Source organism: Periweissella fabalis (genome assembly GCF_012396505.1).
GTDB lineage: Bacteria > Bacillota > Bacilli > Lactobacillales > Lactobacillaceae > Periweissella > Periweissella fabalis.
Window position 1 is genome coordinate 1 of record NZ_JAAXPN010000004.1, and the last position, 13,967, is coordinate 13,967.

At 37.4% G+C, this 13,967-nt stretch carries 16 protein-coding genes; 1 reads left to right on the top strand and 15 read right to left on the bottom strand.

Annotated features, from left to right (window positions below; genetic code table 11):
- The 7 genes from HF964_RS04775 to HF964_RS04805 all read right to left on the bottom strand — a co-directional run.
- On the bottom strand, positions 1 to 2,767 hold a 2,767-nt coding region (locus HF964_RS04775; RefSeq protein ID WP_168721921.1), incomplete at its 3' end, for a KxYKxGKxW signal peptide domain-containing protein.
- Between the two features lie 354 nt (positions 2,768 to 3,121).
- Positions 3,122 to 3,679 carry a ribosome recycling factor gene (gene frr, locus HF964_RS04780; RefSeq protein ID WP_168721922.1) on the bottom strand — a complete coding sequence of 186 codons (558 nt, stop codon included), beginning with the start codon at positions 3,677 to 3,679 and terminating at the stop codon, positions 3,122 to 3,124.
- Between the two features lie 5 nt (positions 3,680 to 3,684).
- Positions 3,685 to 4,410, bottom strand: coding sequence for a UMP kinase (gene pyrH / locus HF964_RS04785; RefSeq protein WP_168721923.1), 726 nt, complete (start codon positions 4,408 to 4,410; stop codon positions 3,685 to 3,687).
- Positions 4,411 to 4,514: 104 nt separating this feature from the next.
- Entirely contained in the window at positions 4,515 to 5,390 is an 876-nt protein-coding gene (gene tsf / locus HF964_RS04790) for a translation elongation factor Ts (protein ID WP_168721924.1), read from the bottom strand.
- A gap of 186 nt (positions 5,391 to 5,576) precedes the next feature.
- A complete protein-coding gene (gene rpsB / locus HF964_RS04795) occupies positions 5,577 to 6,356 on the bottom strand; it encodes a 30S ribosomal protein S2 (protein WP_168721925.1) in 780 nt (259 codons plus the stop codon).
- A gap of 168 nt (positions 6,357 to 6,524) precedes the next feature.
- On the bottom strand, positions 6,525 to 6,800 hold the full coding sequence (locus HF964_RS04800; RefSeq protein WP_168721926.1) for a GIY-YIG nuclease family protein: 276 nt from the start codon (positions 6,798 to 6,800) through the stop codon (positions 6,525 to 6,527).
- The gene (locus HF964_RS04805) at positions 6,790 to 7,542 is read right to left on the bottom strand and encodes a tRNA1(Val) (adenine(37)-N6)-methyltransferase (protein ID WP_168721927.1); all 753 of its coding nucleotides are present in this window, start codon (positions 7,540 to 7,542) and stop codon (positions 6,790 to 6,792) included. Before HF964_RS04805 ends, HF964_RS04800 begins: the two co-directional genes overlap by 11 nt.
- A gap of 81 nt (positions 7,543 to 7,623) precedes the next feature.
- On the opposite strand from HF964_RS04805, the gene HF964_RS04810 reads away from it, so the two are divergent.
- Positions 7,624 to 8,259 (top strand): lysophospholipid acyltransferase family protein, encoded by a 636-nt coding sequence (locus HF964_RS04810; RefSeq protein WP_168721928.1) that lies wholly within the window; start codon positions 7,624 to 7,626, stop codon positions 8,257 to 8,259.
- 49 nt (positions 8,260 to 8,308) lie between these two features.
- Here HF964_RS04810 and HF964_RS04815 read toward each other — a convergent pair whose 3' ends face one another.
- The 8 genes from HF964_RS04815 to alaS all read right to left on the bottom strand — a co-directional run bounded on the left by HF964_RS04815 (position 8,309) and on the right by alaS (position 13,797).
- Positions 8,309 to 8,524, bottom strand: coding sequence for a YneF family protein (locus HF964_RS04815; RefSeq protein ID WP_168721929.1), 216 nt, complete (start codon positions 8,522 to 8,524; stop codon positions 8,309 to 8,311).
- Between the two features lie 65 nt (positions 8,525 to 8,589).
- Positions 8,590 to 8,829: a DUF896 domain-containing protein gene (locus HF964_RS04820; RefSeq protein WP_168721930.1), complete on the bottom strand. Its 240-nt coding sequence runs from the start codon at positions 8,827 to 8,829 to the stop codon at positions 8,590 to 8,592.
- 17 nt (positions 8,830 to 8,846) lie between these two features.
- Positions 8,847 to 9,476: a transcriptional repressor LexA gene (gene lexA, locus HF964_RS04825; RefSeq protein ID WP_168721931.1), complete on the bottom strand. Its 630-nt coding sequence runs from the start codon at positions 9,474 to 9,476 to the stop codon at positions 8,847 to 8,849.
- Positions 9,477 to 9,569: 93 nt separating this feature from the next.
- Entirely contained in the window at positions 9,570 to 9,932 is a 363-nt protein-coding gene (locus HF964_RS04830) for a hypothetical protein (RefSeq protein ID WP_168721932.1), read from the bottom strand.
- Between the two features lie 107 nt (positions 9,933 to 10,039).
- Entirely contained in the window at positions 10,040 to 10,339 is a 300-nt protein-coding gene (locus tag HF964_RS04835) for a DUF1292 domain-containing protein (protein ID WP_168721933.1), read from the bottom strand.
- A 10-nt stretch (positions 10,340 to 10,349) separates the two neighbouring features.
- Positions 10,350 to 10,787 carry a Holliday junction resolvase RuvX gene (ruvX, locus tag HF964_RS04840; RefSeq protein ID WP_168721934.1) on the bottom strand — a complete coding sequence of 146 codons (438 nt, stop codon included), beginning with the start codon at positions 10,785 to 10,787 and terminating at the stop codon, positions 10,350 to 10,352.
- Positions 10,784 to 11,035 (bottom strand): IreB family regulatory phosphoprotein, encoded by a 252-nt coding sequence (locus tag HF964_RS04845; RefSeq protein ID WP_168721935.1) that lies wholly within the window; start codon positions 11,033 to 11,035, stop codon positions 10,784 to 10,786. The genes ruvX and HF964_RS04845 overlap by 4 nt, the downstream gene beginning before the upstream one ends.
- 113 nt (positions 11,036 to 11,148) lie before the next feature.
- Positions 11,149 to 13,797 carry an alanine--tRNA ligase gene (gene alaS, locus HF964_RS04850; RefSeq protein WP_168721936.1) on the bottom strand — a complete coding sequence of 883 codons (2,649 nt, stop codon included), beginning with the start codon at positions 13,795 to 13,797 and terminating at the stop codon, positions 11,149 to 11,151.
- Positions 13,798 to 13,967: the final 170 nt, after the last annotated feature.

Below are 13,967 nucleotides of genomic sequence, written 5' to 3' on the forward strand. Positions count from 1 at the left end.
CTGAATCGACTGTTGATGTTGATTCTGAGTCAGATACTGAAGTACTCATTGAAGTTGACTTAACTTCTGAAGTACTTGTTGATGCTGAATCTGAATCGACTGTTGATGTTGATTCTGAATCTGATACTGAAGTGCTCAATGATGTTGATTTAACTTCTGAAGCACTTGTTGATGCTGAATCTGAATCTGATACTGAAGTACTCAATGATGTTGATTTAACTTCTGAAGCACTTGTTGATTCTGAATCTGATACTGAAGTACTCAACGATGTTGATTTAACTTCTGAAGTACTTGTTGATGCTGAATCTGAATCGACTGTTGATGTTGATTCTGAGTCAGATACTGAAGTACTCATTGAAGTTGACTTAACTTCTGAAGTACTTGTTGATGCTGAATCTGAATCGACTGTTGATGTTGATTCTGAATCTGATACTGAAGTGCTCAATGATGTTGATTTAACTTCTGAAGCACTTGTTGACGCTGAATCGACTGTTGATGTTGATTCTGAGTCAGATACTGAAGTGCTTATTGAAGTTGACTTAACTTCTGAAGTACTTGTTGATTCTGAATCTGACAATGATGCACTCGCTGAGCGTGAAGGTGCAAGAGTACTATCACTTTGTGAGGTAGAATCACTAGTACTCATAGAATCACTATCACTTACAACCTTTGATGTACTTGTTGGAATAGAAGTACTACTACTGGTTGATTGTGATGTACTATTTGAGATTGAAGTTGAGTTTGTTGGTGTATTAGAAACAACTGTCAAGGTAGCTGTATTAGTTTGGAAAGATGAAGTATCACCAGCTTTACCCTTAGAATCAATAGGTGTAACTTTAATAATAGCATAGTATTGTGTACCGTTAGCAGTTTGTGCAACATTGTTCAATACTAATGTTGATCCTGTTTGATCAGTTAATAGTTTGTTACTACCAAATGATCCTGCTCCAACTTGATACCATTGATAAACAATCGTTGCATTTTTAGGTGCAACAGTACCTTGGATTGGGAACGTTGCGGTTGAACCAGCTGTTACAGTTTGGTTATCCAATCCTCCACCGACTTTTACTTGCACTTTACTTGAAAGTGTTTTGCCATCTGGATTTGTAATAGTTGCTGTAAATGTTACAACCCCTGATTGCTTTGCGTTGTTGGCCGTAATCACCCCAGTTACAGAATCAATTTTTGCAAGGGACTCATTATCTGAAGTCCATTTAACGTCACCTGTACCATTACCAACATTAGCATTTGCTTGTGTTTGTTGACCGTTGTAATACAAGTAACTTTGATCAACATTAGTAGTAATTTTCGTTGCATTTTGAGATTTGTCAAAGACATTAACTTGAATAACCTGTGAGTAATAATTTAAATTATAAATTAATCCGCTAACATTGTTTTTTAATTGGAAATAATAAGTCCCTGTTTGGGTGGGTGTATATACTAAATCTCCAATCGGATTTAAATTTAGTATAGAAGGCTGTGTCGCTTTGTTATCATTTGGTGCTATGTCCCATTTTTTTGTAGTAGGGTTATACATGTACCATGTATAATGAGACTGTCCAAGTATGAATTCAAAAGCTGATCGGCTAAACGATGCTTTCACGGTTGTGCTCGTGTTAACAATTGTATTCGTAACTTGTTTTGGTGATGTTGTAAATCCACCAGTTAAATACACAAGAAACCAAATTGCTGGATCTGATGGTGTTTGCATTGGCCCTGGTATTCCACTAGCCGCAACAGCATCATGTTGTTTTGGTTGTGCTAAGAAGCTCTTGTAACTATTAGCTAATACTGATTGGAATTGTGCAGAGTTAATTTGTGCTTGTGTTGCTAATTTATTTTGATTCAAGTATGTAAGTACTGAACTCTTGTAATCACCAAAGTTAGTAGGTTTAGTGGTAGTAGTATCTGCAACTGTGCGGTGGTTAAAATTAACAACCAAACCATTGGCTTCTGCATATGCTTGGGCAGCATTTAAAATCGCAGTGCTTGGTGTTTGATCATTTGCTAATACAATACTCAATTCGTGAGTTGTTGCATCAACAGTAACTGTTGCATTTTTAGGCAATGCAAGAGCTAATGCTTTTTGTGCTGATGCAGTAGCGGTTTTGTTAGCTGCTACTTCATCAACAGTCGTACTGTTTGTAAGTGAGTTAGAAGTTGAAGCAGACCCTTTAGTGCTGGTTGCTGCTTTACTTGAACTAGTTGATGCGTCTGATGTACTTGTACTAGTTGTTGATGTGCTTGTTGACGCTTCTGATGTACTTGTACTAGTTGTTGATGTGCTTGTTGACGCTTCTGATGTACTTGTACTAGTTGTTGATGCATCTGATGTACTTGTGCTTGTTTCTGAAATACTTGTTGATGCATTTGAAGTGCTGTTAGCTAATGCACTCTTACTTGTACTTGCATTAGTAGCTGAAGTACTTGTTGAGATACTTTCTGAAATACTCTTAGATAAACTTTCAGAAGTCGAAGTACTTTGACTAGTGCTAGTATTTACTGCTGAAGTACTTGTTGATGCAGCAGGAATTGTGGCCGTTTGTTGCGTGGCCAGCACCGCCCCTTGATCAACTTCTTTTGCAGTATCACTATTTCCGTTAGAAATATCGGCGTGCGCGACTTGCGTACCCACCGCACTTGCTCCTAACACACCCCCAAATAATGACATACCGGCAACAAACCATTGCTTACCAGCCTTATACATTTTAAAGTGTTCATACTTTGTTTCATGCATTAATTTATAATAATTGTTCTTCTTGGACATAAAAAATCCCCCACAGTAAATTTATTTTAGAACATGCATTAATTATTGCATCAAAAATACAAACTAATTTTTTTTTCGCAAACTTGGGATATCTTATGTAAAAATCAGCATATTTTTTTAATTTTTCAAAAAAAAATTAAATTAATTGGAAATTCCAATAAATATGCCAATCTTATTAGTTGATTTTTTCAAAAAAATCATAAATATATTATTTTTTTAATTTTATTTTAAATAAGAAACATAACTCAACTAAATAATAATTTATGTTTACATAAGTTAAATAAATAAAAAAGCGATTTATTAATACTCGTTTTTGAGTACTAATAAATCGCTTTTTAAATGCAATTCTCAAAACTAGATAGTTAACAATTCTTGTTCCTTATCTTTGGCAATTGCATCAATATTTTTAACCGCAGCATCAGTTGCTTTTTGTACTTGATCTTCTAAATCATGCAAATCATCTTCTGTAATTTCATTCGCCTTTTGTTGCTTTTTAAGAGTGTCAATCGCGTCACGTCGTACATTACGAACCGCAACTTTTGCATTTTCAGCTTCACCCTTCACATCTTTTGCTAATTCCTTACGACGTTCCTCAGTCAATTGAGGAATTACTAGGCGAATTGATGTCCCATCATTTGACGGTGTCAATCCTAAATCCGAAGCATAAATCGCATGTTCAATTGCATCCAAAGCTGATTTATCATATGGTGTAATTAAAAGCACTCGCGCTTCAGGAACTTGAATTGAGGCCATTTGATTAAGTGGTGTCATCGCTCCATAGTACTCAGCTTCAACACGGTTTAATAAACCAACATTGGCCCGACCTGCACGAATATTTTGTAATTCACGTTGGAGTGCTTCACCCGCTTTTTCCATGCGTGCTTGAGCATCAGTGATAATTGCATTTGCCATAATCTTTATTTATCTCCTTTAACAGTAGTTCCGATATTTTCACCTTCAACTACACGTTTAATATTTCCTTGTTCGTTAAAGTTAAAAACAATCAATGGCATATCTGTATCCATTGATAATGAGCTTGCAGTTGAATCCATAACTTGAAGACCCTTATTTAAGATATCCAAATGTGTTAATGTATCAAACTTTTCGGCTTCAGGGTTAGTACGTGGGTCAGCGGAATAAACTCCATCAACCCCATTTTTCGCCATCAAAATTGCATCTGCATTGATTTCAGCTGCCCGCAAAGCTGCCGTAGTATCAGTTGAAAAGTAAGGTGAACCTGTACCTGCAGCGAAAATAACGATTCGATTCTTTTCAAGATGGCGAACAGCTTTACGACGAATATATGGTTCAGCAATTTGACGCATTTCAATTGAAGTTTGGACACGTGTTGGTACGTTTAGATTTTCAAGACTATCTTGTAATGCTAAAGCATTCATAACTGTTCCTAGCATTCCAATATAATCAGCTTGCGAACGCTCCATTCCAAGCTCAGCACCTGCTTCTCCACGCCACATATTACCACCACCAACAACGATAGCAATTTCAACACCTAAATCATGTACTTCTTTGATTTCTTCTGCCACCTGCTTCACAAAAATAGGATTAATTCCACGTCCTTGATCACCAGCGAGGGCTTCCCCACTTAACTTCATTAAAACACGTTTATATTTAACTTCACTCATTCGTATTAATGCTCCTTTAGTAAATCTCTTTAACGTCCCATTTTTCTTAAAAAAAAGAGGTGCGCCCGAATGCGCGCCTCTTTTAAATAACTAACTTATTAAAATTAGTTAATTTGGCCCATAACTTCAGCAGCGAAGTCAGTGTTTTTCTTTTCCATACCTTCACCCACTTCGTAACGGATGAATGATTTTAATGAACCGTTCTTTGATTCTACGTACTTAGCAACCGTTTGGTCACCATCTTTAACAAATGGTTGATCTGCTAATGAGATTTCAGCAAGGAACTTGTTTAAACGACCTTCAACAATCTTTTCCTTGATGTTTTCTGGCTTACCAGCCATATCTTCAGCGTTCATTTGAACTTCTTTTTCATGTGCTACAACATCTGCAGGCACTTCGTCACGTGAAACGAATTGTGGGTTAATAGCCGCAACGTGCATTGCAACATCCTTAGCAGTTTCAGCATCGGCACCATCAAGCAATACAAGTGATGAAATACGGCCACCCATGTGTGAGTACGCACCAAAGCTTTGTGAAGCTTCTTTTTCAACGATAACAAAACGACGGAGAGTAATCTTTTCACCAGTAATTTGAGTAGTGTGGATAATCATGTCGTTAAGAGTTTCTGAATCGCTAACTTTGAGTTCTAAAGCAGCTTCAACATCAGCTGGTTTGAACTCAACGATTGCGTTAGCAACAGCGTGTAATAAGTCGTTAAATTCTTTGTTACCGGCAACGAAGTCAGTTTCAGAGTTTAATTCAACGATAGCTGCGGCGTTATCCTTAACAGCAACATAAGTCATACCTTCAGCAGCAATCCGGTCACCCTTCTTAGCAGCCTTAGCCATACCCTTTTCACGGAGTAAGTCGATAGCTTTTGACATGTCTCCATCAACTTCGACAAGCGCCTTTTTGGCGTCCATCATACCAACACCTGTTTTTTCACGTAATTCTTTAACTTGAGTAGCAGTAATAGCCATGAGTTATTAAATCTCCTTAAAATCGTTATTATCAATAATTATTATCTTTTTTAATTGTACCTTAAATCTGCCAAAATAGCAGTTAAAAAAAGCCAGAAAGCTACTTTTTTTCAAAAAAATAGACTACCACAGGTTAGCCAGATTAATCTAGCAAAACTATTGTGACAGCCTACTCTAAACATTTAATTACTTTTCAGCGTTGTCGCCTTCAACTACGGCAGCGATTTCTTCGATTGATTCAACTGAATCATCAGCACCAAATGAGTTTTCATCAACTTGGTCTTCGCCTTGGTTACCTTCGATGATTGCGTCAGCCATCTTAGCAGTGATCAAACGTACGGCACGGATAGCATCATCGTTAGAAGGAATCTTAACATCGATGTCATCTGGGTCGGCGTTAGTATCAACCATAGCTACGATTGGAATGTTCAACTTGTGTGCTTCTTGAACAGCAAGTTGTTCCTTACGAGGGTCAACAACAAATAACAAATCAGGAATCTTAGGCATATCTGCGATACCACCCAAGAACTTTTCAAGCTTAGCAGTTTGCTTTACAAGTAAAGCAACTTCTTTCTTAGGAAGACGATCAAAAGTACCATCTTCAGCCATAGCTTTAAGTTCCTTCAAACGTGCGATACGCGCTTGAATAGTATTCCAGTTTGTCAAAGTACCACCCAACCAACGGTGGTTGATGTAGAATTGACCAGCACGCTTTGCTTCTTCAGCAATAGCGTCTTGGGCTTGCTTTTTAGTACCAACAAACAATACAACGGCACCGTCTTTAGCAGCGTCACGTACGTAGTTGTAAGCTTGGTCAACAAGTTTTACAGTCTTTTGTAAGTCGATGATGTAGATACCGTTACGTTCAGTAAAGATAAATTCTTTCATCTTAGGGTTCCAGCGACGAGTTTGGTGACCAAAGTGGACACCGGCTTCGAGCAATTGCTTCATTGAGATAACTGCCATGAGTTATTCCTCCAAAAGTTTGTTTATTCCTCCCCTAATCGCATTTGTAGCTGGACGATCGCTCGCAACCCAGTCGACATTGATTAAGGTGTGAATTGGTTTTAACACCGTTTAATATATTACCAAATATAATTAGTCGATGCAAGTAAAAATTAGCTACTTTTTATTTTAAATTTTGACACCATGACTACGTAAATATTGTTCTTTTTTAGCACGAGTTTGATGTTTAAAATGCCATTCAGCTGAAAGTGCATCATGTTTATTATCAAAAACTTCTTGGTAAATCAATCTTAGTGGATGTTTACTTTTAATTTTTGTAAATTTTGCCCCTTTATATTGCTGATGGGTTGCAAATCGGCGAGCAACATTGTCTGTGAAACCTGTATATAGCATATTATCTGCTGTTAAAATTACATACATATAATAAGCTTTATCATTCTCCATATAACACCTGCTTAATCATTGGCGTATAATGGCCGTCGATGTCGTATACGGTTAGCGGATCTAACACCCTCACTCCACCACTCTTACCATTTTTGATTGCTTCAATTAGAACTATATTAGCTTCCTTACCCACTTTTGGATGTACAAATTGAATACGTTTTGGTGCTACTCGAACAGCTTGCATTGCAAGTAAAACATCAACTAAGCGATCGGGACGGTGAACCATGAATAACTTGCCATTATCTTTCAATAATCGACTAGACACTTGACAAACAGTATCCAAATTTGTCGTAATTTCATGTCGAGCAATGGCCAAGTGTTCATTAGGATTTTTTTGAGATGTTTCACTACTTAAAAAATAAGGTGGATTACATAATACCGTTTCAACCGTTCCACTTTTGATATAACTTAACGTATCTGCTAAATCGATGTTTAGCACATTTATTCGAGTTTCTAAATTATTTAGCATAATTGAACGAGTTGCCATGTCAGCTAAGCGCGGTTGCAATTCAACTTCTGTAATATTCCCGATACTTTTTTGCGAGTAAAAAAGGCCAATTGCACCGTTTCCGGCACATAAATCAACTGTATGCCCGCGTCCGCCTTTAGGTGCTTTAGCAAAATGTGCCAATAAAACGGCATCTAATGAAAAAGCAAAAACACTAGCACTTTGAATTATTTGAATATTTTGACTAAATAATTGATCAATTCGTTCGTCAGATTTTAAGTGTACTTTTGTCATAAAAATTTCCCTACTTGCTTTAAGGAGCTGAATTTTGCATACTTAAAAAGTATAAAAGTTTTTTAAAGGAGCTCCAAGATAATGTTTTATTCTATTGCACGGATAATCGTCCGTTTTCTACTTTTTATTATTAATGGTAAAACCAAAATTTACAACCACCATAAACTTCCAGCAGGAACTTTCATTTTAGCTGGCCCCCATCGCACTTGGTGGGATCCGTTGTTTTTTGCAGTTGCTGGTGCACCGCTTAAGTTTAGTTTCATGGCTAAAATTGAGTTATTCAAAAATCCCATTTTACGCTGGATTTTAGTTCATGCCAATGCCTTCGCAATTGATCGGCAAAACCCAGGGCCTTCTGCAATTAAGACTCCTGTAAAAAATCTTAAAAGTGAAGATCTAGGATTAATTATATTCCCAACTGGTTCTCGGCATAGCAGTGAGTTAAAGGCTGGCACGATGATGATTGCTAAACTATCTGGTCGTCCGGTTGTCCCTGTAGTATATCAAGGCCCTGTCAAATTTTCACAACTTTTCAAACGTAATAATGTCTCAATTATGTTTGGTGATCCAATTTATGTTGAACGACGTGAAAAACTTGATAATGAAAACATCAATGCTTTTACCCAAAAATTACAAACATCTTTTGATAAACTTGACTATGATTTAGATCCAAGTTTCAAATACGTTGACCCCAAACCTAAAGTAACAAAAGAATAGCATACAAAAAGCCGACTAATGAAAATAAATTCATCAGCCGGCTTTTTTATTATTTAGTATGATTCTTCATTGAAGCCATCACTTGTTTCAAACGTTTTTGTGAAGGTGATTGACCCATTGAAATCATCATTGAACGCACCATTTCTTCAGAAATTGGTGGATTGTTCTTCAAGTAATTTTCCATGTATTTACGAGCGGCAAAGAAACCACCCACAAATCCAATTACAAGCGCTAAAATAATTAAAACAACAGCTAAGAATGACATGTAAGCTAACTCCTCAATATTTGTAATATATTTAGTTTACTTTATTCTGCTTTAGAAAAAAAGGGTTAATCGTCGCGTAGCCCCTTCTTGCGTTGAATATCTTTAACCTTATCAGGTGTAACTTCATTTCCAGCTTTATCAAAAAGTTGCATCATTTCTACTTGTGATCGAAAAGCTTCTCTAAAATTAGCTAAAAACTCTTCACGTAAGGCTTGACGTTCAACTTCTTCTTCTGCAGTTAAACCTTCTGCTTTATGTTTTGCGGATAACTCATTAATCCGCTGACGTAATTGTTCTCGTTCCAATGTAACTACCTACCTTGTTAGTATACTGAATTACGATACAAGCCCACAACTTTTCCTAAAATTGTCACTGTATCCAATATAATTGGTTCCATTGTATCATTTTCTGGTTGCAAACGAAAATGTCCACTTTCACGGAAAAAGCGTTTTACAGTCGCTTCATCCTCATCAGTCAAGGCAACCACTATATCACCATTATCAGCTTGATTTTGTTTACGAACAATCACTTGATCACCATCTAAAATCCCAATATTAATCATTGACGTTCCTGTTACATTCAACATAAATAAATCGCCGTCATAAGCTGATAAATCAGCTGGTAATGGGAAAAATTCAGTTGCTTGCTCTTCAACCGCTAAAATCGGTGTACCAGCAGTTACTAAACCAACTACTGGAATTTGGCCTGGGTTACTTGAAATTCCTAAAATATCTAAACCTTCATCGGTAATTTCAATTGCCCGTGGTTTTGTACTATCTTTACGTAGATACCCTTTGGTTTGCAATCGCACAATATGACCATGTACCGTTGACGTCGAGGCTAAACCAACCGCCTCACATATTTCACGAACTGTTGGCGGATAGCCTTTTTGGGTTTGTTTTTCGTAAATAAATCGTAAAACCTCAATTTGTTTACTTTCGCCACGTGCCATTGTATCACCCCTTATTCCTCAAATTCTAGTTATTGCCTATTATACTTGAAAAAATAAGGTTTTTCAAACTAATGTTCGCCCATGTTCGTATTGTTAATCTTTAAAATCATCTTCATAAACATAATCACTATAAAAGGTTGCTAAAAATTGGTCTAAATCCATCGGTTTAGCTGGTACAATTTGCCGACTATTAACTTCGGGATTACCTTCAAATTGAACTTCATCAATTAATTCATAGACATCTAAGATTTTAGCAACTTTTTCTGTAACCATTTGTCCACTACCATCATCATAATTAGGCATTAATTGTGTCTCAGTTGCTAGTTTTTTCAAATACACAATATCTTGGGTTTGATTTTCTGATAATTCAGCTAAAAAAGTAACTACATCAAAAAATGGTTCAGGTTGATCACCAATAAAAGTTTGATTAAGTATAGTAATAGCGTACGTATGCATTCTGTATTTTCCTCGTTCTCTTTAAATAAAAAGACCGGCGACTCAAAATCGAATCTACCAGTCTTTTTTATTCTAAAAATCAAATTTTGACCACTAGAAACGGTACATTAAGCTTCAAAGTTACCATCATCATCTAAGAAAGTGTTCAACACTTCTTCAACCATGTCCCATTCAGCGTCATCTTCAATTGCTTGTAAATCACCTTCAGTAGCTTCACCATCTTCATCAGGGTTAAATGAGAAGGCTTGGATATCTACTTCTTGGTCATCTTCAGTACCTTCTGGATAAAGCAAGATGTATGACTTGTTGTATTCATCAGATGTGAATGTGAAGAGGACGTTGAATAAAGTTTCTGTTCCATCTTCATCTACTAGTGTGATTTGTTGTTCTTGTGGTTCTTCAGCCATAGGGCATACCTCATACTTTCGTTAATTTACCATTTGCATCTAAGTAATTTTGCAAAATTAAACTTGCAGCCAACTTATCAATAACTTGTTTCCGCTTTTTACGTGATGTATCAGCTTCTTCAACCAACATCCGTTCAGCTTCAACCGTTGTTAAGCGTTCATCAATAAAATCAATTGGCAAACCAAATGTTTCTACTAATAAATCACCATATGCTTGGGCTGCTTCGGCCCGAGGACCAAGCGTGTTGTTCATATTTTTAGGCAATCCAAGGACAAATCCCCCTGGTTTGTATTCCGCAACAAGCTCTTTCATGCGTTCAATTCCAAATTCTTTTTGATCTTCATCAATTCGAATAATTTCAACCCCTTGGGCAGTCCATCCCATGATATCACTGACTGCTACTCCAACGGTACGGGAACCAACGTCTAAACCTAATAATCGACTCATTTATTTAAATAACTCTTCACAAGCTCTTCGATAATTTCATCGCGCTCGTGCTTTCTGATAAGATTTCGGGCATCATTCAAACGTGGGATGTACGCAGGATCACCAGAAATAAGATAACCAACAATTTGGTTGATTGGGTCATATCCTTTGGCTTCCAAAGCATTGTAAACCGTTTGAAGCGTATCATGTACATCAATTGGTTGTACATTACCAAAATCAAAGAATGTTGTCTCGTCTAATGAACTCATATAGCTACCTCCAGACTAAAACGTTACTATGAACATTGTATACGTAAACAAAGAACATGTATACAATAAATACCTAAAACTTGGCATTTAACATCTATTAAAGCAATTATCTATTAGTGTTCATTTAACCAACTAGTTGCTGCTGCTAAGGCATCGGCAATTCCAGCTGGGTTACTACCACCGGCTTGGGCTAAGTCAGGCCGACCACCGCCGTTACCACCAACTAATGGTGCAATCGCTTTAATTAAATCACCTGACTTGATACCAGTTGCAATGGCTGGCTTACTCATCGCAACAATTAAGTTAACCTTGTCTTCACCAGTTTTGGCAATTAATACTAACACATCGGAACTCGCATTTTCTTTCCATTGGTCAGCAATTGCCCGTAACTGTTCCATTCCTGAAACTTCAACTTGGCTAATAATTGCTGAGTGCGTTCCCAATGTTTTAATATCATTAAAAATATTAGCAGCAGCTGAATTAGCAATTTTAGCTTCTAAACTAGTTACTTGACGTTCTAATTCTTTAATTTGAGCTTGTAATGCCAAGACCTTTTCAGGAGCATCTTTTAATTGTGGTGCTTTCACGGCATTAGCAATTTGCACTAATTGATTTTCGTGTTCCTTCGTCAATTTAAAGGCCACGTTAGCTGTGACTGCTTCAATCCGACGGATACCCGCACCAATTCCTGATTCACTTACAATCTTGAATAAGCCAAGTTCGCTCGTGTTATTAGCATGTGTTCCACCATCAAATTCAGCATTGAAATCACCAATTGAAACCACGCGGACTTTTTCACCATATTTTTCCGTAAAGACGGCTACGGCCCCAAGTTTCTTCGCTGATTCAATATCCGTTTCAATCCATGAAATTGGTAAAGCTTCGGCAATTTTTTCATTAATAAGTGCTTCAATTTCATCAAGCTTTTCAGCTGGAACGGCCCCGTTGTATGAGAAGTCAAAACGGAGGTAATCCGGTGTAACTAATGAACCCGCTTGGCTCGTGTGGCCACCTAAAATATTACGTAGCGCTTGGTCAAGCATGTGGGTTGCAGTGTGGTTTTTAGAAACTAATTCATGGAATTTGTGATCAACTACTAATTGATAGTGTTCACCCTTCTTCATGTCAGCTAAAACATTTAATGAGTGAATGTGTTGGCCGTTGGGAGCTTTTTGGACATCAGTTACTTCCGCAACAACTTCACCAGCTAACGTCAAAATTTGGCCACGGTCAGCAACTTGACCACCCATTTCCGCATAGAATGGTGTTTGCGTAAAGATAACATCGGCCGTTTGACCAGTACGCACTGTATCGGCCAATTCATTATCAACAATAATATCAGCTAATTGCGCGTCTTCAACGATTTCAGTTGTCCAACCAACATATTTAGATTCCGTGTGTAAGTCTGTTAATAATGGGTTTTGCACGCCCATTGATTTAGCATCGCTACGGGCAGCACGGGCACGTTCACGTTGGGCTTGCATTTCTGCATCAAAGCCAGCCCGATCTACTTTCAAACCTTCGTCATCCGCATATTCTTCGGTCAATTCATATGGGAAACCATATGTATCGTAAAGTTTAAAGGCCACCTTACCAGCAATAACATCACTATCAGATGATTTAACATTTGCAATCACATCGTTTAACATCTTTAAGCCATCTGATAAAGTTTCATTAAAGCGTTTTTCTTCAGCTAAAACAACACTTTCAATGTATTCAGCATTGGCTAAAACTTCAGGATAGTAAGATTCCATGATGTGACCAACTACTGGCACTAATTGCGTTAAGAATGCACCATTAATGCCTAGTTTGCGACCGTGTAATACAGCACGGCGGAGTAAACGACGAATAACGTAACCCCGACCTTCATTTGAAGGCAAGGCACTATCAGAAATCGCAAAGGTTACCGCCCGAGCGTGATCGGCAATAACTTTGAATGAAATATCCGTAATTGGTGAATCACCGTATTTAACGCCGTCACCAAGTTCTTCAGCCTTTTTAATAATTGGCATAAATAAATCTGTTTCAAAGTTTGTCTTAGCATTTTGGAATACTGAAACCACCCGTTCAAGCCCCATCCCGGTATCAATATTCTTATGTGGTAACTCTTCATAAGTATTTTCAGGCGTGTGGTTAAATTGTGAAAAGACAATGTTCCAAATTTCTAAGTAACGTTCATTTTCACCACCAGGGTAATTTTCAGGATCATCAGCCGGAATATCTAAGAATTCTTCACCACGGTCATAAAAAATTTCTGAATCGGGACCTGAAGGACCTTGGCCAATATCCCAAAAGTTGTCCGCAACATCAAAGATATGACTTGCCGGCACACCAGTTTTAAGCCAAATTTCTTTTGCTTCAGTATCTTCTGGATAAACGGTAATGTATAATTTTTCTGGATCCATAGCATACCATTCAGGGGATGTTAATAATTCCCACGCCCATGGAATAGCATCTTCTTTAAAGTAGTCTCCAATTGAGAAATTACCCATCATTTCAAATAAAGTGTGGTGACGCGCAGTGTGGCCCACGTTTTCAATATCGTTAGTTCGAATTGACTTTTGAGCGTTAGTAATTCGACGGTTATTTGGAACAACTGAGCCATCAAAATACTTCTTCAAAGTGGCTACCCCAGAGTTAATCCAAAGTAAAGTTGGATCATCAACTGGTACTAATGACTTGGAAGGTTCAATACTATGTCCTTTACTTTCAAAGAACTTAAGAAACATTGACCGAATTTCGGCTGATGATAATTCTTTCATGTTAAAAATGTCTCACTTTCAAAAAATAGAATAAAAAAAGACCATCGCATGTAGAGACGCTATCCACGTGGTACCACTCTACTTGCAACGATCTAAATCGATTACCTCTTAAATACTCGTTAACGCTGAGTAACGGTCCTATTGCTAGGACAATCATCGTAAGAGCATCA

Coding starts and splice junctions, on each gene's coding strand:
- HF964_RS04805 (WP_168721927.1), bottom strand. CDS start 7,542: ATGACAAAAGTACACTTAAAATCTGACGAACGAATTGATCAATTATTT.
- ruvX (WP_168721934.1), bottom strand. CDS start 10,787: ATGAGTCGATTATTAGGTTTAGACGTTGGTTCCCGTACCGTTGGAGTA.
- rpsB (WP_168721925.1), bottom strand. CDS start 6,356: ATGGCAGTTATCTCAATGAAGCAATTGCTCGAAGCCGGTGTCCACTTT.
- tsf (WP_168721924.1), bottom strand. CDS start 5,390: ATGGCTATTACTGCTACTCAAGTTAAAGAATTACGTGAAAAAACAGGT.
- pyrH (WP_168721923.1), bottom strand. CDS start 4,410: ATGAGTGAAGTTAAATATAAACGTGTTTTAATGAAGTTAAGTGGGGAA.
- HF964_RS04830 (WP_168721932.1), bottom strand. CDS start 9,932: ATGCATACGTACGCTATTACTATACTTAATCAAACTTTTATTGGTGAT.
- HF964_RS04815 (WP_168721929.1), bottom strand. CDS start 8,524: ATGTCATTCTTAGCTGTTGTTTTAATTATTTTAGCGCTTGTAATTGGA.
- alaS (WP_168721936.1), bottom strand. CDS start 13,797: ATGAAAGAATTATCATCAGCCGAAATTCGGTCAATGTTTCTTAAGTTC.
- HF964_RS04810 (WP_168721928.1), top strand. CDS start 7,624: ATGTTTTATTCTATTGCACGGATAATCGTCCGTTTTCTACTTTTTATT.
- lexA (WP_168721931.1), bottom strand. CDS start 9,476: ATGGCACGTGGCGAAAGTAAACAAATTGAGGTTTTACGATTTATTTAC.
- HF964_RS04835 (WP_168721933.1), bottom strand. CDS start 10,339: ATGGCTGAAGAACCACAAGAACAACAAATCACACTAGTAGATGAAGAT.
- HF964_RS04845 (WP_168721935.1), bottom strand. CDS start 11,035: ATGAGTTCATTAGACGAGACAACATTCTTTGATTTTGGTAATGTACAA.
- HF964_RS04800 (WP_168721926.1), bottom strand. CDS start 6,800: ATGGAGAATGATAAAGCTTATTATATGTATGTAATTTTAACAGCAGAT.
- frr (WP_168721922.1), bottom strand. CDS start 3,679: ATGGCAAATGCAATTATCACTGATGCTCAAGCACGCATGGAAAAAGCG.